Origin of the sequence: Marinifilum sp. D737 (genome assembly GCF_026672275.1) — a bacterium.
Classification (GTDB): domain Bacteria; phylum Bacteroidota; class Bacteroidia; order Bacteroidales; family Marinifilaceae; genus Marinifilum.
The window spans coordinates 1-22,073 of the sequence record NZ_JANQCD010000045.1; the positions used below are offsets into that span (position 1 = coordinate 1).

Here is a 22,073-nt window from a genome sequence, read left to right on the forward strand (position 1 = left end):
GAATATGACAAGAACTACTACATGTTAAATTTTGCAGCAGCATAATTAAATAAAATTTTAACCTGAATTGTTTGGTTTATCCATAGAATTCGGGACCATCTGACAAATGAAGATAAATTTAAACAGATGAAAAAATATATCAATTGGATCGCCTGGATAAGCCTGGGCATAGCTTTTTGCTATGGTATCATCTTTACCGATCACACCCATGAGCTTGAACATTTAAAAATACTTCAAGCTGAAGATCTTCAACTGAAAGAAGCAAAGGAAGGAGTATATCCCCTTTATAAAAACGAAAAGCTTTACGGATATTTATCAACAGGTTCATCTCAAGGTTATGGTGGACCATTGCAGTTAGCGGTTGTAAGCGACACCAGTGGTTCAATTATTGGAACAGAGCTAATTAAAAGTTTTGAAACTCCGTCATTTGTAGCAAAACTCTCCAATAAGAAATACTACCAACAATACGAAGAGAAAAGTTTGAATGATGGATTTCAATTAAAAAAGGATGTAGAAGCCGTATCGGGAGCAACGGTGAGTTCGCTGGCCATTGCCAATGCTGCGCGTGATGCTTCCTACCAAATTGCTCATAAGGTATTTCTGCTTGAAACTCCACGAATTGAGAAAAGCTGGAAGCTTACACCCAAAGAGGGAATTGTTGCACTAATCATTATCATTGCCTTTTTGGCAATCTATTTTAAGAGTAAGAAACTGATATATTTCAACCTGTTTTTAGGCTTGGTGTTTATTGGCTTTCTTTTTAATGCCTCGCTTTCGCTGACACACTTTGGAAGAATATTATTGGAATACTTTCCGGATATCCATACTCATTTAAGTTGGTGGCTTTTGGTTGCTGCAACCTTAAGCTTGATCATTATTTGGGGTAAAAATGTGTATTGCACAGCCATTTGTCCATTTAGAGCCAGTCAAATGTTGTTGCATCAGATATCTGGAATTAATATTAAAATGGATCAATCACTTGGGAAAGCTTTGGCTTTTACTCCAAAATTCCTGATTTGGTTGTCTCTGATCCTGATCTTTATATCACAAAATCCTAGCTTATCGTCTTATGAACCCTTTGCAATATTGTTCTCTTTAAAAGGCGAAGGCATACAGTGGTATATTTTACCTACAGCACTCATAGGGGCATTGTTCTTTTCGAATTTCTTTTGCCGATTCTTTTGTCCCGTAGGTGGTATTTTAAATTGGGTAATTGCCAGGAGAAATCAAGTTAAACAGCTGATTCAAAAACACAAACAAGATGCTTAAAAATATTAAAAAGGAAACATTGGCTGGATTTGCACTTTATGCAATTTGTCTTTTATCCATACTACTCTATATTGCTAGTAAGATGTAAAAGATAATGACATGAATATTTCAGCTTAGGACATATAAACTTGTAGTTGGCGCTTGGGTTTATTAAAAAACGGTTTTACCACAATTGTAGTAAAACCGTTTTATTATTCTCTTATCTATTAAGCTGAGTTCGATTAAAAATATATATCTTAGAAAGACAGCTTATCATCTCTTTTTACGACAGTTTCTGCAAGCAACAATTCTTGTACTTCTTTCCTGACCCACAAGGACAGGCATCGTTACGATTGACCTTTACTTCTTGCTGTATTGGCGATTGTGAGGTTGCAAACATCTGCTCCATATGTTGGTAATGATTCTTCCACTCCGGATCACGCATTTCACAGAAAGCTACTCCTTTTTGAAAGTCGGTAATCTTCCCTTCCATTACATCAATGTAGTACTGTAATTCAACAGCAGTATGCTTTCCTTCGAACTTTGGCAGAATCTCCTTGAATTTTGCAAGCGTATCCTTTCGCATTAAATCACCCAATACTCTTACGTAGTGATCTACCCAATGGAAATTCTCCATATCCAGCATGGCATGGATTCTCTCAAAATGATTATCCTGCGCATAGTATAATGCTTCGAAACAGAAAATGTATGGGGTTTTGTTTTCCTTCCTGATGTTTTCTTCAATAAAGAATAAGACTTTCTCTAAAAATGCACCAGGAAATGCTTTGGCCAACAATCCAACCAAATACACTGCTTGTTCGTTCATTACATCCCAATCTTCCTCGGTAGTAAACATTTCCAATAAAGGCTCGAAAAGCTCTTCGGATAAATGTTTTTCAGCAACCACTGCATACCACAAAGGTGCTGGCAACATTATCCTGTGCTTCTCTGAATAATAAGCCTTCCCGCTATAGGCATTTTTAAGTGCATATACCAGCTTTTCATTCAACTCATCACAAGTTTCGTGATTTCTTAGGTAGTCGATAGCTTCGTAAGGAATACCAGTTACTTTGCTGTCTATTATATCGAATGCTTGTTTTATTGATCGGATCATATCTTTCATGTTTAGGCCGCAAAGATAAAGAAAAGTAAAAAGGTAGAATAGTAGAAAAGAAATCTTGCTAGATGTTTTTCAGAATAAAGATCTAATTTTTTAATGGTATTACATGTTCCAATTATTATCGCGTAGCGATTACATGATTGTAGCAATGTTCTATAGATTCATTTGGTACTCCGTAGGAGTTACACCATTTAATTCACATGTTAAAGATGTACTCAAGGAAAGGATTAAGGTGAGGAGATTTAGAGAATACCAACACTTCATTCTATCTTTCTCCTTAATGAAAAAATTGTTTGAAAGGCAAACATCATTCAGCCCAGGGCAAGGGAGTAAAAACGACCGTCACCCTGGGTTAAATATCATCGAATTATTATCGTCGCAATTGTGGTGTTATTTGGTCTGGATGAATTATGCGACGAAATAAAATGTTTCAAAAATATATTTTTAAGAAAATAAAAAAAGGCGCAAAAACTTGCGCCTCTTGTTGATATCTTTTGGGATCTGTTACTTGTTTTTTACGCTTACCAAAGCAGCCATTTCCTTAGCTTTTTCTACTGTTGCCATTACATCGGTATCAACAGAATTGTAAGCAAGGGTAACTCCCATTCTTCGGTACTCGCGAGTTGTTGGTTTTCCAAACAATCTGAAGTCTGATTTTGGATATACCGCAATCTGCTCTAATCCTTCGAAATAAGGATTTACTCCTTCTTCTTTGGCAAGAATTACAGAGCTTGCTCCTACTCTTTCCAAGGTAATTTCAGGAATTGGCAAAGCCAATACGGCACGACAATGCAACTCAAACTCCGAGAAGTTTTGTGTTCCTGCCAATGTAACCATTCCTGTATCATGCGGACGTGGTGATAACTCCGAGAATACTACTCCATCTTCGCAAATGAAGAATTCTACTCCCCAAATGCCTGCGCCACCCAATGCTGCAGTTACCTTATCGGCCATTTCCTGAGCAGCTTTTACATCTGCCTCTGAGATTAAGGCTGGTTGCCAACTTTGCTGATAATCGCCTCGCTCTTGCACATGCCCAATTGCTGGACAAAATAGCGTTGGACCATCTTGCTGTGTTACGGTTAACAAGGTAATCTCTGAGGTAAATTTCACGAAGGCCTCTACAATTACTTCACCTGAATCGCCCCTGCCCTTTGCTCCTGCAATTTCCCAGGCTTCTTGAATATCATCCTGACATTTTACTACCGATTGTCCTTTTCCTGAAGATGACATCAAAGGTTTTACAACGCAAGGCATGCCTACCTCTTCTACTGCGGTATACATTTCCTCAAGCGAGGTTGCATACAGGTATTTTGCAGTTCTTAATCCAAGCTCTTTGGCAGCCAAATCGCGAATGGCTCTTCGGTCCATGGTAAAGTTTGCTGCTTTGGCACTTGGCACAACCTGAATTCCCTGCTTCTCGTAATCGTAAAATCTTTTGGTACGTATTGCTTCAATTTCCGGTACAATTAGGTCAGGTTGATGCTTAGCCACCACGGCATCCAAGGCAGCTCCATCCAACATGTTGATTACCTCGAAGTGATCTGCCACTTGCATGGCTGGTGCATTTTCGTAACTATCAACTGCTACTACCTGCTGCCCCAATCGCCGAGCCGCGATTACAAATTCTTTTCCCAGTTCACCTGATCCTAAAAGTAAAATCTTTTTTAGCATAAATGTGTCTTTCTAATTAGATAATGGATTTATAAATTCGTGTTTGGTTGTTTAAGCTGCAAAAATAATAGTTTCTAGTTATGAATTGATAAGTATGAGTAATGATTGGTGAAGTTTTTAAAATGATGGCAAATATAATATCGCTTAATGAAAGTAAGCAAGTGTTTCGCTAACGCAATGAAGGATATCTTTTGTCTCAAAACAGATGGAATCAAACCATATTATTCATTCCTCATTTTCACGGGCATTCCGGGCTCACTTTGTTCTGTCTTTCGGTACAGATATTTGCAGTCCTGCTTCTTATTCCCTTCGGTCATGATCTCCACTTCGTTCCAGTACACTCTAACGGTCGCCCGAAACAAGCTTGCAGCTTGCTAATTGGCTTCACCAACTCTCCAATAAGGGACATACACCCTCTGGAAAAATAACATACTTATTGTTAGCTCTTTTTATGAAATATTTGCATATTTAATCTTTTTCGAGAGCTTAGAGATAAGTGTGCTCTTGCTCATGCAGGGCACACACAAAAAATATACGTAATGCGTGAAGATTTGGTAAGTTTAAACCTTAAAGCACTTAATAAACAATGTAACGATTTAAGAGTGAAGCATATTGAAATCCCGCACTACGCATATTCGAACCGATAATGGTAATAATGAAAAAAACTACACAATGATAAAATTGACTTCTTTATTTATAATTATTATCCTTTCATCAGGAAGTTTATTTTCTCAATTGAAAATTGAAAGTATACCCAATGGAAAAGTCATGGAATTTGAATCAAAAATTTTGAACGAGAATAAAAGAGTTTTTGTACACTTTCCAAACGACTATAAAACCAAGTCATATCCAACAATTTATTTAATTAGTTCCACTCCAAATGATTTTAGATCTGCTATCTGTCAGGGTGAATTCATTGTGATTGGAATTGAAAATAATGATCCTAAAAAATGTTTTACAGGAAAGTACAATCGGGATGACTATTTAAATTTTCTGAAAAAAGAATTAATTCCATTTGTAAAAACCAACTATAATTCAAGTCCCATAAAATTTATCTCAGGACATTCAATATCAGGAGGTTTTGTAATGGATATTTTCAGTCGATTGCCTAATTCTTTTTCGTTTTATATTGCTACAAGCCCAACCATACACATGTTAGATTCTACAGTTATTAAAACTGATTTTTCAAAACAAAGATATTTGTATTTCAACATCGGGTCTAGAGAAAATTATGAGCAATTAGAAAAAGCTAATAATTGTTTATATGACACATTGGATTCTTTAAAAATTAAAAATCTTAATTGGAAATATGAGGTGTTAACAGATGAGACACATGAAACGAATGAATATACCGGTTTTTGCAGGGCTTACAATTTCTATAAATCATTTTCAACAATCCCGGATAGTTTATTAAATGAAAATATTCATTTAATAGTTGAATATATAAATGAATTGAATAGCCAACTTGGGAACAAAATTGAAATTGGAGAGTCAGTATTTATGCCAAACTTACTTATTAATCTGAATGCTGGAAATTATGACAATGTGTTGGATGTAATAGAATTCATTGCTCAAAAAGATACTGACTTTTTTAATGAAGAATCAGAAATAATAATTGACATTGCCGATGAGTTAAGAAATAAAGGAAAAGATACCTTTGCAAGAAAAGCATATCAGTTGATATTTGATGAAACGAAAAATGAAATTATTCTTGAAAAGATAAAAGAATTAGATAAAAAAGAATAACATTATTAGCGCTAATAAAGTGCAAGATGCATTGCAGGCTTGTGAGGCTATTCAAACCCACTTCCCGAATTGGCGTTCCGCCTTGTAGAATATGAATGTCTACCAAAATCCGCAACGCACCATGCACAAACCGTTAGACAATCTTTAAAAAATGAGAATTAGAAAAGCAACAAAAGAAGATTCCAGTATTATTTCAGAGCACTTATTTCTTGCTATGGAGGATATTCTTTATGAATTTATTGGGATAAAAGATGCTAAAGTGGCAAAAGAATTTTTACGTTATTTTATAGAGAGAGAAAGCAATCAGTATTCCTATCAGAATTGTTTGGTAGCAGAAAGCGAGGATGGAATTGAAGGCTCTATCAATATTTATGATGGGGGCAAACTTCATGAATTCAGAAATCCCGTTATACAATACATTAGAAAACATTTCGATGCAGAATTTACTCCTAATGATGAAACTCAACAAGGAGAATATTATATTGATTCTTTTGGGGTAAACGCAAATAAACAAGGGAGAGGAATAGGAACAAAATTATTACAATATGTAATTCATAAGTATGATTCCAAGCAACAAACACTGGGCTTACTGGTTGATGAAGACAAGCCAAAAGCTGAAAAACTATATCTAAATTTAGGCTTTAAACTTGTTGGAAGAAAAGTATTGGCAGGAAAGAAAATGAAACACCTTCAGCGAAAACCAACCGGGATCAGATAAGTGAAAATTATTGCAACAAAAACATTTTGAAAGGATCCAGCGGGTCATTGGTCACTTCCCATTACAATTTATCTTTGTTTGACATCAAATACATGCTGACCAATGGCTTGCCAATTGAATTAGAATATGACAAAATCTATCATTGAAAATATTAAAATCGGAAGTAAGAATTTAAAGAAAGAAATGAATGTTTCGGTCTACTTACCCAGTGATTACAATGAGAAAGATAGTTTTCCAACACTATACTTTCATCATGGGAGAAATGGAAATGAAAACATTTTAACAGAAGCTGAATTAAATATAGTTGCAGATAAATTAATTGCAAATCAAAAGATAAACTCAATGATTATTGTCTGCCCGAATTTAGACAATGCCAGAGGTTTAAATTCATCACTTGTATACAAAGAAGAGAAAGACCCATTGGGTAGAATAATAAATAATGGAATGTATGAAGATTATTTTATAAATGAAGTAATCAACGAAATTGACAATAAATATAAAACCATAAAAAATAGAACCGGAAGGTATATTGGAGGAGCATCTGTTGGTGGATACATCGCACTTCACAACGCTTTTCGTCATCCCCATTTATTTTCTAAAGTTGGAGGACATATGCCAGCCATAGAATTACAACTCGAGGAAGAAGATAAAGCATATTTTCAAAAAAAGGAGAACTGGGATAAATATGACCCGATTAAAATTGCAGAAGAAATGAAATGTTGTGATTTTAAAGTTTATCTTGATGCCGGAAGCCAGGATGAAGGAGAATTTTATAAGGGTTGTTCTATTCTGGATAAAATATTAAAATCAAGAGGAGTTGAATCTCAAAATCATATTTGCGAAGGACATCACAATGTTGAGTACATTAAATCCAATATGGAAAAATATATGATGTTCTATGGAAATTAAAGAAGAATAAAAAAAGCTAAAGCATTCACAAGTGGATTATCGAGATACTGTATTTATTGCCGTTGCTGAGAACCTAAGTTTTTCTAAGGCTGCCAATGATTTAAACATTAGTCAGCCTGCAGTAACCAAACATATCAAGGAATTAGAGATCAAATTCAATACGAATTTATTTGAACGTAAGGGGAATAAAATTTTCCTTACCCGCAAAGGAAAAATTGTATACAATTCATACAAACAGATTGAACAACAATATCGGGAGCTTGAATTTGAAATCAGTCAATTGAACCATGATATCTCGGGTGATTTTATCATTGGGGCCAGTTCAACCATATCGCAGTATCTTATTCCCAAAATCATTGCCTCCTTTCACAAGCGATATCCTAAAGTGAATATTCACCTTATCAATGGCAATTCTTTTGATATGGAGCAGCTTTTGCTAAACAATAAGGTTGATATTGCCTTGGTTGAAAATCACTCCTCTCAGTCAGGGATACGATACAAAAGCTTTCTTGATGATGAACTGATTTTGGTAACTGGTGGCAATAGCATCTATTCAAAACGTAAAACCATAAGCAAAAATGATTTGCTTCAGTTTCCTGTTGTACTGAGAGAAAAAGGATCGGGTACACTTGAAGTGATTAAAGAAGCTTTGTTGAAACAGAACCTGGATTTTGAAGATCTTAATGTGCCCATTCATTTGGGAAGCACCGAATCGATTAAGAACTTTCTGCTTGATTTTGATGGACTGGCAATTGTTTCAGAACAAGCTGTTAAAACCGAATTGTATCTGAAAACACTTGTTGAAATAAAGGTAACAGGTTTGCATATTCCTCGTAAATTTCGAATTGCATTCAAAATGGGTCACAAAAGCAGACAAGTTGAATTGTTTGAAAACTTCCTTCTTGGATATAACCTGTAGTTATACCAGATAACCAATTGATATTTGCTTTGATTATAGTTCCATGATACTTTTGTAAACAAAAAAGTATTAGTATGAATGCGATTAAAGCTGTAAAAAGTACCATTGGTATTGGAAATCAATTCAAGAGTTTCAATTGGCCTTATTTAACTATTGTTTGTTTGTGTTTTATGCCCTTTATGTCTCCGGCTATAGCACTCTGTGTTGGACTGGTATTTTCCTTTCTGGGAATAAAGCATGAAAGCCTACACCATTATACATCTAAAGTATTACAAGCATCTATCGTTTTAATGGGTTTTGGAATGAGTTTGTCTGCCGTGATCTCATCATCGAAAAATGGTTTTATTGAAACAGCAATTTCGGTAACGGTGGTAATGCTACTGGGTATATTTCTGGGAAAACTACTTAAGGTTGAAAAGAACATTAGCCTGCTAATTGCCTGTGGAACGGCAATTTGCGGAGGTAGTGCCATAGCGGCCGTTGCCCCTGTTCTTAATAGCAAAAATTACCAAAACTCTTTTGCGCTTATTGTGGTTTTTGTGTTGAATGCAATTGCATTGTTATTATTTCCTTTTCTTGGACATCAGTTGGGCTTAAGCCAGGAAACCTTTGGCAATTGGGCTGCTATAGCCATTCACGATACCAGCTCGGTAGTTGGCGCAGGTGCAATTTACGGCGAAAAAGCCTTGCAAATTGCCACCACTGTTAAACTTATTCGTGCTTTATGGATTATCCCTTTATCGATACTTATTGCATTTATGAATCGAAGTGGGGAAAAGAAATCCATCCATTTTCCATGGTTCATCCTGCTATTCGTTCTTACCATTGTTTTTGCCAATACATTTCCCACTTACCAGGCAAGTTACGAACACTTTAGCTGGCTGGGCAAACGTGGAATGTTAATTGCTTTGTTCCTAATCGGTTCGAATATCAGTGTTGGTGAAATTAGAAAATCGGGCGTTAAAAGTTTTGCGCTTGGCATTATTCTTTGGGGTGTGATAGCTGTAGGTTCATTGTTCTTTTTAATACATTAAATCATGCCAAATATCTATATCTTTCTTACCGTAATAATTTCGAGTTTGATTAAGGGAGTAAGCGGTTTTGGTTTTGCACTAATTTCTTTACCGATTTTATTGACATGGTACGCACCCAAAGAAATTATCCCGGTTCTCATGATTTGCAATCTTGTTGCCTCAGTATTTATCATCTTACAGAAGAAAAACCAACCATTAATTGATAAAGCATCCATGTCCTTAATCGTATCAGGAGGAATTTTTACGCTTATTGGAGTTTTGGTTTTAAAGCATGTAAATGCCAATCGTTTGGTTCACTTTTCGGGAGTGGTATTTTTGGTGATCACCTTCTTGTCTTTCATCAAAAGCAATAAAAAAAATGCTGTTTTGCCTGCATATGTGTATCCAATTGTTGGGGCTATTATTGGAACAATAACCGGAATTATCTCCATTAGTGGACCTCCTTTGGCCCTTTTTCTGAACAGGGCAAATGTAGACAACAAACAGTTTAGAGAGATATTTGCATGGTTTAGTGTTGTAACAGCAGTAATTGCAATTGCAGGTTACTACCATGTTGGGTGGCTTACTCCACAGGCCTTAAAATTATCATTGCTCTTCTCTCCCATCTTGTTAGCAGGAACCATAGTGGGCAAATATTTTAATGGTATCATTCCAATCAAGAGTTTTCGTACCATCAATATCCTACTTACTTTGATTTCTTGTTTCCTCTTGTTAATTCGTTAATTAATCCTTTTGCTGATTCTTGTACTTATTTCAGAGTTTAGAAAAATTCTTTGTAACAAATCTTGAATTGTTATATATTTAGGTATCCAAAATGATTCTGCTATTTACCATCATTCAAACTTCACCAATTATTTTACTCATCCTAAAAAGTCAAAAAAATGAAAAAAGTATTGTTCTTGTTAGTAGCAGTAGTGCTTAGCTCAGGAGTTTTTGCTAAAGATCTTAAAAAAGAAAAAGAAGCAATTAAAAATGTAATTCAAACCGCTTATGTTGATGGTCTTCAGAATGAAGGTGATTTAGAGAAGATTGATTCAGGAATCCATCCTGACTTCCGTTTAATTGGAATTGGTAAAGAAAATAGCATGTGGAGCCTTCCTATCGATCAATGGAAAGAGAAAACCAAAAAGAAAAAAGCTGATGGCAAGTTTCCTCGAACAGGCGACAAAAAGGTAAGTGTAAAATTCGAGAACATCGACATTACCGGGAATGCTGCAGTAGCTAAAATCCAATTTTTTGTTGGTACTAAACTTACTTACGTAGATTATATTTCTTTGTATAAATTTCCGAATGGTTGGAAAATGGTAAATAAAATCTACTACAAAATCCCAGAAAAGAAATAAAGCTGATATAAAGGAGAAAGCAGAAAACTTTCTCCTTTTTTATTTTTGATTCGACACTGGCGTGTTTTTTCTATCAATAAAACTACCAGAGAAAATAAGGCCTCCAATAATTCCCATAAATATGTACAGGATTTGTTCACCCATATTGCTGTAGGTATTTCCTGCATTTAAAAACACACTACTCAAGCCTATAAATGCCTTACTGCCTGGCACCAGCATAACTATTCCCGGAACCAAATAAACCAATTCAGGCGCTTTTGTAATCTTACTAAATAGTTTACTACAGCTTACCGCTACAATTGTTCCAATAAAAATGCTAATCAGGATACCCGTAAAATCGAATAATGTTGTGGTGTAGTAACTTGCAAATCCTGCTATCACACAAAACAACAAGTCTTTGGGACGTACTTTAAATACGGGTAGTAAACTTAAGGCAAGTAAGATTATCGCAAAATAATCTATCCAATTGGGCACATCGTTTACAACATCATTGGGTTTCAGATCTACAAAACTGGAAAGTACTGCAAGTCCCAGAACAACGCCAAAGAATTGCTTGAATAAGGAAACCAATGCATCAAAGAGTTTTGCGGTTCCGGAAACCAAACTGCGGGAAGTAATTTCCTCTAATGCAGTAGTGATGGATAATCCCGGGATAAAAACAATAATTGAAGCCAAAATTGTCATGGAAATATTGATCTGCTCAAATTTTAAGGCCAATAAACCCGTAATAATGGTAACGGTAAATGCTACAAGCGATTCCAATGTACTACGCACATAACTTGATGTTTGTGCCAACAAGGTAATTCCATATACCACTGCCCCAAGTAAAAATGCAAGAAGTGCAGAAGCCCAGCTTGTATCCAGAATAATACTAAAAGCTCCGGCAGATGTCATAAAAGCAAACAGTTCGGTAAGTTTGCCATAGCCCAGAGGAGCGGATTTTATATTCTCAATGGCCTGTTTGGCTTCTGCAAAGCTAATTTTATTGGACAATACATTATTGGTAATTTCCACGATTTGGGATAATGCTCCCAAATTTAATTCTCCCGGTGGTACACATTCCACATAGTTGTAGGTATGATCATCTTCCTCGTAAAATACGTAGTTGATCCAGGTAGGCGTATCCATAAAACTGCCTTTGATCCCCTTCTTTTCGGCAATTTCGTTTAAATAAATCTGAGATTTATACGATGGAACACCATAAGTATGTAGAGCTTTTCCAAGCTGAACAATGAATTTGTATTTCTGAGGTATTTGCATTCTTCTCTTACAATTAAAAAACAGTTATACTGCTATTGAAACCTAAAATCGCACAAAAATACAATTTATCTATCTCATTTGGTTATCTTATTTTACACTTGCTTTTATTTATAAGAATTCACCTTTCTACACTCTAATTTACAATAGATCAAACGGCTAAAACCTTTACCTAATAATCAAACAATTACAGACAATTTTGTCCTTAAATAAAATATAAGTAGGAATCCAAAAATTTATCAATAACAGAGAACAACGAGAGCCGTTTAGCATTACTTTTGCAGCTTAATTATACCATGTAAAATTCTGAATGATTGAAATAGAAATTTGGAGTTTTACTTGGTAACTAAATCAAATTTAAATGAAATCTATCTTCAAGCCTAAACTGTTCTCAGTTTTAAAAGGCTATAATTCTCAATCTTTTCAAAAAGATTTATTCGCTGGTATAATTGTAGGTATTGTTGCTCTTCCGCTGGCAATTGCCTTCGCTGTTGCTTCGGGTGTTTCTCCCGAAAAAGGTTTGATTACTGCAATTATTGCCGGATTTTTAATTTCGCTTATAGGTGGTAGCAGGGTTCAAATTGGAGGACCTACAGGAGCCTTTATCGTTATTGTTTATGGTATTGTAAGTCAGTATGGATTAGATGGCTTAATGATATCTACTTTTCTGGCAGGTATTATTCTCGTTCTTTTTGGCTTACTGCGCCTGGGTGCAATCCTCAAATTTATTCCGCATCCCTTAATTGTTGGTTTTACATCTGGTATTGCCCTGGTAATTTTCTCTACTCAAATCAAGTCTGCATTTGGTTTGGATATTGATTCCGTTCCTTCAGAGTTTATTGAGAAATGGATGTGTTATTTCTCGAATTTGGATAGTCTTAATGTTTATGCCATTGCCATCAGTGTTGGAACCATTTTAATCAGTTTATATGCAGGAAAACTAATTCCAAAAATTCCTGGATCCTTTATTGCCATTATTACCATGACTGTACTGGTTCAAGTTTTAGAATTGCCTGTAAATACAATAGAATCGATATATGGAGAAATACCTAACTCCATTTCATTTGACATGCCCAATATCGATTGGAGTTTGGTGCACAACTATTTTCAACCTGCTTTAACCATTGCCATTTTGGGTGCAATTGAGTCTTTGCTTTCAGCTGTAGTTGCCGATGGTATGATTGGTGGAAATCATCGCTCCAACACCGAATTGATTGCTCAAGGTATTGCCAATATCTTCTCTCCTATTTTTGGTGGGATTCCTGCAACCGGTGCCATTGCGAGAACTGCTACCAATGTAAAAAATGGAGGACGTACTCCTGTTGCCGGAATTGTTCATGCATTAACACTTCTGTTAATCATGTTGGTATTTGGTAAGTGGGCAAAACTGATTCCGATGTCATGTTTAGCAGGTATTCTGATTGTTGTTTCCTACAATATGAGCGAATGGCGTTCGTTCCGTTCTATATTGAAAGGATCGCGTTTCGACATCATCGTTTTGCTAACTACATTCTTCCTAACCGTATTGGTTGACCTTACTGTAGCAATTGAATTTGGAATTGTTTTGGCTGCTTTAATTTTCATGTATCGCATGTCAAAAATTAATGGTGTAATGCCTGTTGAAACTGAAACCGATGAAATTCAGAATTACAATCTTATCCCAAAAGAGATAGAGATTTATGAAATTAGTGGTCCTTTCTTTTTTGCTGCTGCCAAAAGATACCAGGAAACCTTACGAGAACTTAAGCATTCTACCTCAGTTTTAATCATCAGAATGCGACACGTTCCTTTTATAGATGCTACGGGAATTAGAAATTTTACAGAAATAATTAAAAATCTTTCCAACCGTAAAACAAAGGTCATTTTGTCTGGCGTAAATAAAGAAGTAAGACTTGAGCTGGAAAGGTGTGAAATTGCCGACTTTATTTCTGAGAAGGACATTTGTGACAACTTTGAAGAAGCACTAAAACGTGCTAAAGAAAAAATCTAATAAACTGAGTTCGATTTAAAATATTATCACAGCTTAATACCAATTTGGTATGTAATGAAAAAAGCAGGATCAACTGATCCTGCTTTTGTTTTAATCATGCCAATACAATAAGCCAAATATTAAGGACATGATCACGCTACTATCGTTATTGTAAGTTATATTTTGCATCATTACCAATTTAAATAGTATATCATTTGCTATTTAACTTGAGATTGATGCTTATGCATTCTTTTCTCAATCTGATAATGTTTATTTGCTCTTGCTTGCTCCGATACTTGAGGATTAATGAAAAATGGCAAAAGAATAAAAGACAAGCAAATTAGCAAGAAAACACTTATTCCTGCCAAAGTACCTCCTGATAAGCCCATAAATTTGGCAAAAATTGTTTTTATCAGATTCCAATGATAAACGATATGCAAAACCAATAGAAATATCATAATTACCCCACAAATCAAATGAATATTACCCCATTCATGTCTGTTCATCCCTAAAAATTCCAAATGAAGCTGTGTACCATATTTTGCCCAAATTTCCTGGCCTGAAATTAACACATACTTAATCAAAAAGCCGATTCCAACTACAAGCGAAAAGCATAATAGTAGCAGTAAATCAATCCAAATATTTAATTTCATTTTGCTCATACTAAGTATTTTTAAGAATTATAAAGTACCCCTTACATTACAAAGGCTTCTTTTAAGCTATTTAATACCATTTCAGGTGCTTTTATTGGTTTACGACTATCACTTTTAACGAAAGCCAGAGTTGAATTTGCCTTGCAAACCAATTCGTTGTTTTGATTTCTAAACTCAAAATTAAACTTAAATCGAGTTAAAGGAATTTCTGGAATTCTTGTAATCACCAATAATTCTTCATCGTAGCCAGTTGGCTTTTTATACTTCAGATTCATTTCGATTACCGGCATCATAATTCCATTCTCTTCCAACACCTTATCATTTATCCCAAATGACCGCATCAACTCGGTTCGCGCAAAATGACAATAATCTACATAATTGGCATGATACACATAACCCATCTGATCTACCTCTCCATATCTTGGTCTTATTCGACACTCTCCTTCTATCATTTCAATTCTTTAATTGGTTCAGTTACTTTGTTCCACATTTCCTCAATCTTCCCTGCAATTTCCGAATCTGGTCGATATTCAACGATTGATTTCTGATTTACAATGGCATGTACCATCTCTTCGTTAAATGGAATTTTTCCTAAAAGTTGAATGCCTTGTGTAAGAAAGAAGCTTTCCATTTGCTTCGTTATCTCCGTATTGATATCACATTTGTTAATCACGGCATACAATGGGATATTAAACTTCTGAACCAATTCAATTAGTCTTACTGCATCATGAAAACCAGATTTACTAGGCTCAGTTACCAATATCACCTTATCTACTCCGGTAAGTGAAGCAATTGCAGAGCAACCAACTCCAGGAGGACCATCATTCAAAAGAAAATCAGCATTTTGTTCACGTGCCATTTCCTTGGCATTTTTTCTTACCGTGGTAACCAGTTTTCCTGAGTTCTCCTCTCCTGGCCCCATTTTAGCATGTAACATGCTTCCAAATCTAGTATTGGAAACGAACCAATAATTGTTGGTACTGTGTTCTGAACTGATTGCCTGAACAGGACAAATCCTCTCACAAAGGCGACATCCTTCACATTCGAAAGGATTTACCTCCAAACCTCCTTCTGCTCTATAGTGAATTGCATCGAATCTACATTCCTTTTTACACAAAGCACAATTGGTACATACTTGTCTATCGATTGTGGCAATTCTTGCGCCCAAAAATTGATTCTCTTCCTTAACTTCCGGCTTCAAAATCAGATGTAAATCTGGTGCATCAACATCGATATCAGCAAAAACAGTATTCTTTGCCAAACTTGCAAAAGCCGCTGTAATGCCAGTTTTACCTGTTCCACCCTTCCCACTTAGTATTGTTATTTCAATCATGATTCATTCTGTTTTTCAGATAAATTGCCAGTTTTAGGTATTCCTGTTCAATCAGAGGTGGAACATCAGAAAGAAGTTTACCCTGTGCATATTGACCAGCATACTCACGATTAAATGGAATTTCAGCCAATAGCTCAATGTCTTCCTCTTTAATGTAAGCATACACCTCTCTATCGCCCAATCCTGCTTTGTTTACAACAATTCCAAAATCTTTCTGCATTTCCTTCATCAGATCAACAGTCAGGCGCAAATCGTATAGTCCAAAAGGTGTAGGCTCAGTTACCAAAATGACAAAATCTGCAGCGGAAACAGTTTCTACAACCGGGCAACTAGTTCCCGGAGGAGCATCGTAAATTAAAATATCCGATTCATCGCATGCATTTGCCTTTAATTCCTTTATGATTTTTGTTTGCATCGGGGAGCCAATTTTAAGACTTCCTTCAAGAATATCCATTTGATTTCCTCTTGAAAAGCTAGTTAACTCGCCAATCGGATGCTGATACTCCTGAATTGCGCCAAACTTGCAAGCATGCAAGCAGGCACCACAAGAATGGCACATGTTGGGATCAACTGATGCATATTTTACCGATGGAATGATTGATATGGCATTGAATTCACAATACTCTTCACACTTGCGGCAAAAGGTACATTGCGATTCATCAATTACAGGAACAAGTTGATTTACTATTGAGCGGTTCATTATTTTGGCATCCTTAAAGAACAACAAATCGTTAGGCTCTTCCACATCACAATCGATTAACTGTACACGTTTTGTCCACTTCGTTTGTATGGTAGAAAAAAGATTAACCGCAAGGGTAGTTTTACCCGTTCCTCCTTTTCCACTGCAAACGGCTATTTTATAGCTCATAATCTTATCCCATTTTTTTAGATAGAAAGCTGTTAAATGCTCTCGAATTATTTAGGTATAATGCCGATATGTAATCAGTTAACCATTTGAAGTAAAATGCACAAATTATTTTTACTGATTAATAATCGGTATTATTTCTTGTTTTGCTTAATCACTAAATCTCTTCTCTTCACCCCAAGCCTGGCCGCTATTAAATCACATTTTGCCATTAGCATGAAAAACAACTTGTCCCTTTTTTCATCCAAAAGACCTTCCAAATTTCCTTGTCCTTTGGATATCACCACATCAGCATCCCTGTATAAGTTTTGGAGTTCGCTTGAACAATTTTCCAACAGCGTTGAAGGGGCATCATGACCATTGGAGATCACCTTGCACACCTCCTCCATTTTTACAAACTGAGAGTCTTCGAAAGTAACATCATTGATAATGGGTTCCCCTCTTACCACAAAGATTAAGTTGGGATGATTTAAAGTCTCAATAAAGAGTTTATCAAAAACAATTTCTCCTGCGTTATCGCCTAAGTAAAGAACCGTTTTGGCATTTTTTATTGCCTCAAACATTTCTTCACTCTCATTTAATGCGAATTCCTTTTTCAAAAGATGCTTAATTTCTGAATCAATATCATCGGGAACCGAATGAGCTCCATAATCAATAATATTGCCAATTACAGCTAACTTAGCCGCTACATACAAAGGGTTTTCAGATTTTGAAACAAGAGATTTCCAATGCGAATAATTCAGTTGAAGAAGTTTATTTGCCTTTAGCTTTTCGTTGGCATATAAATTTTCGGTCTTAAAAATTCTCTTTGCCAGACGATGTAGTAATAAACCAGAATAAGGAGTAGGAAGCGACTGACTATTGGCAACAATGTAATTTGCTTCCTCTTTAAATTTAGCAGTCGCTTTCTGATCTGATCCGAATTTATTTGCAATATGATTTATTGTTTTAGCCTGACAAGCTAAACATTCTGAATTCATATTAAACTAAGGTTATTAGTGATTGCAACAGTTGGCGTTAAATTCAATGCTTTCATTTAAGAAACCAGTAACCAACTCTTTAGCTTGCAATGCTGGAGCTCCTACAAAAACATTCACGCTATTGGCGTTAAATATTTCAATGGCTCTTGCTCCCATTCCTCCTGCAAGAACATCAGTTACTCCAAGATTAGCCAAAAATGGTGGCAATTTTCCTGGTACATGTGGGGGTGCTTCCACCAATTCCTCTGCAATTATTTCTTTTCCTTCAACATCAATTAATGCAAAATGGCTACAATGTCCAAAATGCGAATCTAATACGCCTTCCTTTACTGGTATTGCGATTTTCTTTTTCATTGTTTATGATTTTAATTCTTTTAGAGATTATCTATTCTCCGCTTTTATTCCTTCTTTGCTTACCTAATCCACCGCCACTCTTTCTTTTCAAGCCTAAACCTGTGCCTAGCTTATCTAGTAATGTTCCGTCATCTTTACTTCGGCATTTTCCTAATCCGCGACCCGTTCTACAACCTTTTCCTTCGGGGCCGGTTCTATCCATTCGTGGCATAACAAATTGTTTTATGATTTAAAATTCTCTACGATCTCTTTAATGGTTTTGCGATCATCTTTCAGGATCACCATTTGTATATCGAACTTTTCCAATAAGTCCTTCGCTTTAGGTCCAAAATCACCTGAAATTACTCTTGATACTCCCCACTCTAAAACTTCTTCAACTACTTTACCTCCTGCTCCTGATGGTGCATCTACATGTTTGTTTTCGAAGAATTCCATATTGTCTGTTTCATCGTCGTAAATGCAGAACCAAGCTGCACGTCCAAAACGTAAATCAAATAGTTTCTCTTCTCCTTTTCCTGTTGCTGTTATTATTGTTTTCATCTATCTTATTTATTTAAAGATTCTATATCATTGGAATTGCATGCAGGACATTTGTCACTTGTCATTGTTTTAGGGATATTAAAACGAGCGTGACATTTGTTACATACAAACCAATCCTTATCCATTATGGCATTGCCGTATACTGTTTTGATATTTTTTGCTTCCACTAAAGCCTGGGCAATTTTTCTTCTTGCCGCTTCATAAATTCTGGCAAAAGTAGGACGCGAAATTCCCATAATTTCTGCCGCTTCCTTATGATTCATCAAATCGTAATCAGCCAACTTAATGGCTTCATATTCTTCATAAAGCAATTCAATAGATTCTCGTCTTTTAGAATTTACACCATAAGGTCTATATCCTTTAAATCGTGGAGGTTCTACAACCTTTCTTAATCTTGTACGTCGTGGCATATCAGTAATTTTAAAACAAACATATTGAGAATATTCTCATTTCGCAAATTTTTTAACACAAAAAAAAGAGATCAATACTGATCTCTCCTTTAACATCTTATATTCTTGATTAGGCTTCTTGCTCTTCTGAAACAAAGTGAGCAAACTGCTTTTCTACTGTAATTGGCTCTGTAAGGTACAATTCACCAACCTGTTTCGACATCATATCCGGGAATACATATTCCTGTCCCTTCTTTAATCCTGTTATGATATTCTTTGCAACATTCTGTGGAGAATCTTTATCCATATCAAGATCTCTGGTCATATCGGTATCAATCGGACCTGGATATACACCCATTACCAGTACATTCGAATTTAGAAGCTCTCCTCGCATTCCTTGGGTAATACTATGAACTGCCGCTTTTGAAGCAGAATAAGTGCCAGCTACGGGCATGCTTGCCAATCCTAAAACCGAAGCAACATTTACTATTGCCGCAAATGGTTTATTCAACAAATGATCAATTAAGGAAGTACTGAGTTTTACCAATCCCCAAACATTCACTTCAAAATTATCAGATAAACTATCTAATGTATCATCCGAAAAAAAACCTCCTGAATCATATACTCCTGCATTATTAATTAAAATTTCAACATCTTTTACTTGCCTTGCCGCTCTAATAATCGTCTTATCATTTTTAAGATCTAATAAAATTGGTACCAATCTCTCTCCATATTCTGGTTTTAAATCATCGAGAGACTTGACATTTCTAACACCTGCATAAACTTTTTTTGCTCCGGCTTCTAACAATTCAATGGTTATTGCCCTTCCAATTCCTCTATTTGCCCCACTTACAAAAGCAACTCGCCCATTTGGGGATACTTTTAATTCACTCATCGCAACCTCCGTTTTTATTTAAATTGAATCTATACAAATTACAAATATCGCTATCCAATTGCAATGTAAATAAGCAGTTAAATCCTATTTAGAAAATTCAGTAAAAATCAACACTACAAGATAAATGTGATGAATCGTTATTTTTTTACCTTTGTCAGCAATGCAATGTTTCTGCGATTTCTTATCCGGGTGCGAGTAGTCTATAATCTTTTCCAATGGCATTCCGGGCTGGAAGTTTTTAAGGGACATTGCATTTTTGTTATACAACAATCAGCAAGGATAAACAAAACCAATTCCGATTGCTATATTTGAGCTGATAATTAAAAACCACAAAAGATTATTAACCAAATTTTAATACATGTCGAGCAATTATTTTAAGACATATCCTGACGAGAAAGGGTATTTTGGGGAGTATGGAGGAAGTTATATTCCGGAAGAGTTAAATGCAGAAATGCAGAAAATCAATGATGCCTATTATTCCATCAGTAAATCTCATGAATTCATTTCTGAGTTAAGAAGTATTCGCAAGCATTTTCAAGGTAGACCAACACCTGTATACTACTGTAACAGATTATCCAATAAATATGGAGGAAGAATCTATCTGAAAAGAGAAGATTTAAATCACTCTGGTGCCCATAAATTAAACCACTGTATGGGAGAAGCCTTACTTGCTAAATACATGGGCAAAAAGAAATTGATTGCAGAGACAGGTGCCGGCCAGCATGGTGTGGCTTTGGCTACAGCAGCTGCTTATTTTGGCTTGGAATGCGAAATCCATATGGGTGAAGTGGATATTGCCAAAGAGCATCCCAATGTGATGCGCATGAAAATCCTGGGTGCCACTGTAATTCCGGTTACGCATGGTTTAAAAACGCTGAAAGAGGCTGTTGATTCTGCTTTTCAGTCCTACCTAAAAGATCCTGTTAATACGATTTACTGTATTGGTTCTGTTGTTGGTCCTCACCCATTCCCTATGATGGTTAGAGAATTTCAAAGAGTTATTGGAATTGAGGCAAGAGATCAATTCCAGGAAATGACAGGTGAACTTCCCGATAATGTTGTTGCCTGTGTTGGCGGCGGTAGTAATGCAATGGGAATTTTTTCTGCATTTTTAGAGGATAAGGAATGTAAATTACATGGTGTTGAACCTGCAGGAAGATCATTCGATAAAGGAGAACATGCTGCAACCTTAACATTTGGGAAACCAGGAGTGATTCATGGCTTTAAATGTTATCTTTTGCAAGATGAAGAAGGTCAACCAGATCCTGTATACTCCGTTGCAAGTGGATTGGATTATCCTGGAGTTGGACCAGAACACTCAATGCTTAAAGATTGGAATAAGGTAGAATACCATTCTGTTTCGGACAAAGAGTGCATTGATGCATTTTATGAGCTTAGCCGTTCGGAAGGTATTATTCCTGCTTTGGAAAGCTCGCATGCGGTTGCCTATGCATTGAAACTGGCCAAAGCAAACCCTCGTCAATCCATCCTATTAAATTTGAGCGGTCGTGGCGACAAAGATCTTGACTTTGTTGTTGAAAAATATGGATTACCTGAATAAAGAACGTTAAATATGTCAAAATGCTGCTCAAATGGGCAGTATTTTTCATACTATCCCTTTCTATTTCAAATATTGAATATATCTTTACTTTCTATGAAAGATGACTATAAATTTTCAAAAGACCTGAGCAAAGAGTTTGAATTTATCACTTCGCGAAGTAGTGGTCCGGGAGGACAAAATGTAAACAAGGTGAATTCAAAAGTAGAATTGCGTTTTTCCGTGTTTGATTCAAACATCCTCTCAGAAGAGGAAAAAGAGACCATTTTCAGAAAGCTTTATCACCACATCAATAGTCAAGGCATATTATCGGTAACTGCTCAAACTGAGCGTTCTCAAATCTTGAATAAAGAAATTGCAATTCAGAAATTTTATCAATGGATTGAATTGGCTTTAAAACCGGTAAAACCAAGAAAGAAAACTCGCCCAACAAGAGCTTCTATTGAAAAACGAAAGACTGATAAACAACAAGTTTCGAAAAAGAAGGAAAGTAGAAGAAAACCTGATTTACAGTGAACAGTTAGCAATAAGCTATAGACATTCATAAAAAAAAAGCTTGCATAAAATGC

General features: G+C 35.8%; 24 protein-coding genes. 11 read left to right on the forward strand and 13 right to left on the reverse strand.

Annotated elements, in window-relative coordinates:
- Nucleotides 1–126 precede the first annotated feature (126 nt).
- The gene (locus NQ163_RS18415) at nucleotides 127–1,269 is read left to right on the forward strand and encodes an FMN-binding protein (protein WP_268191801.1); all 1,143 of its coding nucleotides are present in this window, start codon (nucleotides 127–129) and stop codon (nucleotides 1,267–1,269) included.
- Between the two features lie 262 nt (nucleotides 1,270–1,531).
- Here the strand turns inward: NQ163_RS18415 and NQ163_RS20760 are convergent, their stop codons facing one another.
- Nucleotides 1,532–2,362, reverse strand: coding sequence for a YecA family protein (locus NQ163_RS20760; RefSeq protein WP_326493334.1), 831 nt, complete (start codon nucleotides 2,360–2,362; stop codon nucleotides 1,532–1,534).
- 510 nt (nucleotides 2,363–2,872) lie between these two features.
- The gene (gene purT, locus NQ163_RS18425; RefSeq protein ID WP_268191802.1) at nucleotides 2,873–4,042 is read right to left on the reverse strand and encodes a formate-dependent phosphoribosylglycinamide formyltransferase; all 1,170 of its coding nucleotides are present in this window, start codon (nucleotides 4,040–4,042) and stop codon (nucleotides 2,873–2,875) included.
- A gap of 672 nt (nucleotides 4,043–4,714) precedes the next feature.
- On the opposite strand from purT, the gene NQ163_RS18430 reads away from it, so the two are divergent.
- From NQ163_RS18430 to NQ163_RS18460, 7 genes are all read left to right on the forward strand, one after another.
- Nucleotides 4,715–5,788, forward strand: coding sequence for an alpha/beta hydrolase (locus NQ163_RS18430; RefSeq protein ID WP_268191803.1), 1,074 nt, complete (start codon nucleotides 4,715–4,717; stop codon nucleotides 5,786–5,788).
- Between the two features lie 151 nt (nucleotides 5,789–5,939).
- Nucleotides 5,940–6,506: a GNAT family N-acetyltransferase gene (locus NQ163_RS18435; protein ID WP_268191804.1), complete on the forward strand. Its 567-nt coding sequence runs from the start codon at nucleotides 5,940–5,942 to the stop codon at nucleotides 6,504–6,506.
- A 126-nt stretch (nucleotides 6,507–6,632) separates the two neighbouring features.
- A complete protein-coding gene (locus NQ163_RS18440; protein WP_268191805.1) occupies nucleotides 6,633–7,415 on the forward strand; it encodes an alpha/beta hydrolase in 783 nt (260 codons plus the stop codon).
- A 31-nt stretch (nucleotides 7,416–7,446) separates the two neighbouring features.
- A complete protein-coding gene (locus NQ163_RS18445; RefSeq protein ID WP_268191806.1) occupies nucleotides 7,447–8,334 on the forward strand; it encodes a LysR substrate-binding domain-containing protein in 888 nt (295 codons plus the stop codon).
- Nucleotides 8,335–8,408: 74 nt separating this feature from the next.
- On the forward strand, nucleotides 8,409–9,368 hold the full coding sequence (locus tag NQ163_RS18450) for a YeiH family protein (protein WP_268191807.1): 960 nt from the start codon (nucleotides 8,409–8,411) through the stop codon (nucleotides 9,366–9,368).
- Between the two features lie 3 nt (nucleotides 9,369–9,371).
- Complete coding sequence (locus NQ163_RS18455; RefSeq protein ID WP_268191808.1) at nucleotides 9,372–10,091, forward strand: sulfite exporter TauE/SafE family protein; 720 nt, start codon at nucleotides 9,372–9,374, stop codon at nucleotides 10,089–10,091.
- Nucleotides 10,092–10,249: 158 nt separating this feature from the next.
- Nucleotides 10,250–10,711 carry a nuclear transport factor 2 family protein gene (locus NQ163_RS18460; protein WP_268191809.1) on the forward strand — a complete coding sequence of 154 codons (462 nt, stop codon included), beginning with the start codon at nucleotides 10,250–10,252 and terminating at the stop codon, nucleotides 10,709–10,711.
- A gap of 39 nt (nucleotides 10,712–10,750) precedes the next feature.
- Here the strand turns inward: NQ163_RS18460 and NQ163_RS18465 are convergent, their stop codons facing one another.
- Nucleotides 10,751–11,971, reverse strand: a complete 1,221-nt coding sequence (locus NQ163_RS18465) for a threonine/serine ThrE exporter family protein (RefSeq protein WP_268191810.1) — start codon at nucleotides 11,969–11,971, stop codon at nucleotides 10,751–10,753.
- Nucleotides 11,972–12,329: 358 nt separating this feature from the next.
- On the opposite strand from NQ163_RS18465, the gene NQ163_RS18470 reads away from it, so the two are divergent.
- Entirely contained in the window at nucleotides 12,330–13,958 is a 1,629-nt protein-coding gene (locus tag NQ163_RS18470) for a SulP family inorganic anion transporter (protein WP_268191811.1), read from the forward strand.
- A 197-nt stretch (nucleotides 13,959–14,155) separates the two neighbouring features.
- On the opposite strand, the gene NQ163_RS18475 is transcribed toward NQ163_RS18470, so the two are convergent.
- The 10 genes from NQ163_RS18475 to NQ163_RS18520 form a co-directional block, all read right to left on the reverse strand.
- Complete coding sequence (locus NQ163_RS18475; RefSeq protein WP_268191812.1) at nucleotides 14,156–14,599, reverse strand: DUF4405 domain-containing protein; 444 nt, start codon at nucleotides 14,597–14,599, stop codon at nucleotides 14,156–14,158.
- Between the two features lie 32 nt (nucleotides 14,600–14,631).
- Complete coding sequence (locus NQ163_RS18480) at nucleotides 14,632–15,042, reverse strand: acyl-CoA thioesterase (protein ID WP_268191813.1); 411 nt, start codon at nucleotides 15,040–15,042, stop codon at nucleotides 14,632–14,634.
- Nucleotides 15,039–15,923: a P-loop NTPase gene (locus NQ163_RS18485; protein WP_268191814.1), complete on the reverse strand. Its 885-nt coding sequence runs from the start codon at nucleotides 15,921–15,923 to the stop codon at nucleotides 15,039–15,041. Before NQ163_RS18485 ends, NQ163_RS18480 begins: the two co-directional genes overlap by 4 nt.
- Entirely contained in the window at nucleotides 15,916–16,791 is an 876-nt protein-coding gene (locus NQ163_RS18490) for an ATP-binding protein (protein ID WP_268191815.1), read from the reverse strand. The genes NQ163_RS18485 and NQ163_RS18490 overlap by 8 nt, the downstream gene beginning before the upstream one ends.
- 131 nt (nucleotides 16,792–16,922) lie before the next feature.
- Nucleotides 16,923–17,768, reverse strand: coding sequence for a damage-control phosphatase ARMT1 family protein (locus tag NQ163_RS18495; protein WP_268191816.1), 846 nt, complete (start codon nucleotides 17,766–17,768; stop codon nucleotides 16,923–16,925).
- A 15-nt stretch (nucleotides 17,769–17,783) separates the two neighbouring features.
- A complete protein-coding gene (locus NQ163_RS18500; protein WP_268191817.1) occupies nucleotides 17,784–18,122 on the reverse strand; it encodes a NifB/NifX family molybdenum-iron cluster-binding protein in 339 nt (112 codons plus the stop codon).
- Nucleotides 18,123–18,153: 31 nt separating this feature from the next.
- A complete protein-coding gene (locus NQ163_RS18505; protein ID WP_268191818.1) occupies nucleotides 18,154–18,333 on the reverse strand; it encodes a DUF5320 domain-containing protein in 180 nt (59 codons plus the stop codon).
- Between the two features lie 11 nt (nucleotides 18,334–18,344).
- Nucleotides 18,345–18,662, reverse strand: a complete 318-nt coding sequence (locus NQ163_RS18510) for a NifB/NifX family molybdenum-iron cluster-binding protein (protein WP_268191819.1) — start codon at nucleotides 18,660–18,662, stop codon at nucleotides 18,345–18,347.
- A 5-nt stretch (nucleotides 18,663–18,667) separates the two neighbouring features.
- On the reverse strand, nucleotides 18,668–19,072 hold the full coding sequence (locus NQ163_RS18515) for a DUF134 domain-containing protein (RefSeq protein WP_120239686.1): 405 nt from the start codon (nucleotides 19,070–19,072) through the stop codon (nucleotides 18,668–18,670).
- A gap of 109 nt (nucleotides 19,073–19,181) precedes the next feature.
- Nucleotides 19,182–19,946: an SDR family oxidoreductase gene (locus NQ163_RS18520; RefSeq protein ID WP_268191820.1), complete on the reverse strand. Its 765-nt coding sequence runs from the start codon at nucleotides 19,944–19,946 to the stop codon at nucleotides 19,182–19,184.
- Between the two features lie 358 nt (nucleotides 19,947–20,304).
- Here NQ163_RS18520 and trpB point away from each other — a divergent pair, with 358 nt between their 5' ends.
- On the forward strand, nucleotides 20,305–21,507 hold the full coding sequence (gene trpB / locus NQ163_RS18525) for a tryptophan synthase subunit beta (protein WP_268191821.1): 1,203 nt from the start codon (nucleotides 20,305–20,307) through the stop codon (nucleotides 21,505–21,507).
- A 93-nt stretch (nucleotides 21,508–21,600) separates the two neighbouring features.
- On the forward strand, nucleotides 21,601–22,020 hold the full coding sequence (arfB, locus tag NQ163_RS18530; protein ID WP_268191822.1) for an alternative ribosome rescue aminoacyl-tRNA hydrolase ArfB: 420 nt from the start codon (nucleotides 21,601–21,603) through the stop codon (nucleotides 22,018–22,020).
- Nucleotides 22,021–22,073 lie beyond the last annotated feature (53 nt).

Bases quoted from the DNA above. Each gene is read 5' to 3' on its own strand.
- NQ163_RS18415 (WP_268191801.1), top strand. From the start codon at position 127: ATGAAAAAATATATCAATTGGATCGCCTGGATAAGCCTGGGCATAGCT.
- NQ163_RS20760 (WP_326493334.1), bottom strand. From the start codon at position 2,362: ATGATCCGATCAATAAAACAAGCATTCGATATAATAGACAGCAAAGTA.
- purT (WP_268191802.1), bottom strand. From the start codon at position 4,042: ATGCTAAAAAAGATTTTACTTTTAGGATCAGGTGAACTGGGAAAAGAA.
- NQ163_RS18430 (WP_268191803.1), top strand. From the start codon at position 4,715: ATGATAAAATTGACTTCTTTATTTATAATTATTATCCTTTCATCAGGA.
- NQ163_RS18435 (WP_268191804.1), top strand. From the start codon at position 5,940: ATGAGAATTAGAAAAGCAACAAAAGAAGATTCCAGTATTATTTCAGAG.
- NQ163_RS18440 (WP_268191805.1), top strand. From the start codon at position 6,633: ATGACAAAATCTATCATTGAAAATATTAAAATCGGAAGTAAGAATTTA.
- NQ163_RS18450 (WP_268191807.1), top strand. From the start codon at position 8,409: ATGAATGCGATTAAAGCTGTAAAAAGTACCATTGGTATTGGAAATCAA.
- NQ163_RS18455 (WP_268191808.1), top strand. From the start codon at position 9,372: ATGCCAAATATCTATATCTTTCTTACCGTAATAATTTCGAGTTTGATT.
- NQ163_RS18460 (WP_268191809.1), top strand. From the start codon at position 10,250: ATGAAAAAAGTATTGTTCTTGTTAGTAGCAGTAGTGCTTAGCTCAGGA.
- NQ163_RS18465 (WP_268191810.1), bottom strand. From the start codon at position 11,971: ATGCAAATACCTCAGAAATACAAATTCATTGTTCAGCTTGGAAAAGCT.
- NQ163_RS18470 (WP_268191811.1), top strand. From the start codon at position 12,330: ATGAAATCTATCTTCAAGCCTAAACTGTTCTCAGTTTTAAAAGGCTAT.
- NQ163_RS18475 (WP_268191812.1), bottom strand. From the start codon at position 14,599: ATGAGCAAAATGAAATTAAATATTTGGATTGATTTACTGCTACTATTA.
- NQ163_RS18480 (WP_268191813.1), bottom strand. From the start codon at position 15,042: ATGATAGAAGGAGAGTGTCGAATAAGACCAAGATATGGAGAGGTAGAT.
- NQ163_RS18485 (WP_268191814.1), bottom strand. From the start codon at position 15,923: ATGATTGAAATAACAATACTAAGTGGGAAGGGTGGAACAGGTAAAACT.
- NQ163_RS18490 (WP_268191815.1), bottom strand. From the start codon at position 16,791: ATGAGCTATAAAATAGCCGTTTGCAGTGGAAAAGGAGGAACGGGTAAA.
- NQ163_RS18495 (WP_268191816.1), bottom strand. From the start codon at position 17,768: ATGAATTCAGAATGTTTAGCTTGTCAGGCTAAAACAATAAATCATATT.
- NQ163_RS18500 (WP_268191817.1), bottom strand. From the start codon at position 18,122: ATGAAAAAGAAAATCGCAATACCAGTAAAGGAAGGCGTATTAGATTCG.
- NQ163_RS18505 (WP_268191818.1), bottom strand. From the start codon at position 18,333: ATGCCACGAATGGATAGAACCGGCCCCGAAGGAAAAGGTTGTAGAACG.
- NQ163_RS18510 (WP_268191819.1), bottom strand. From the start codon at position 18,662: ATGAAAACAATAATAACAGCAACAGGAAAAGGAGAAGAGAAACTATTT.
- NQ163_RS18515 (WP_120239686.1), bottom strand. From the start codon at position 19,072: ATGCCACGACGTACAAGATTAAGAAAGGTTGTAGAACCTCCACGATTT.
- NQ163_RS18520 (WP_268191820.1), bottom strand. From the start codon at position 19,946: ATGAGTGAATTAAAAGTATCCCCAAATGGGCGAGTTGCTTTTGTAAGT.
- trpB (WP_268191821.1), top strand. From the start codon at position 20,305: ATGTCGAGCAATTATTTTAAGACATATCCTGACGAGAAAGGGTATTTT.
- arfB (WP_268191822.1), top strand. From the start codon at position 21,601: ATGAAAGATGACTATAAATTTTCAAAAGACCTGAGCAAAGAGTTTGAA.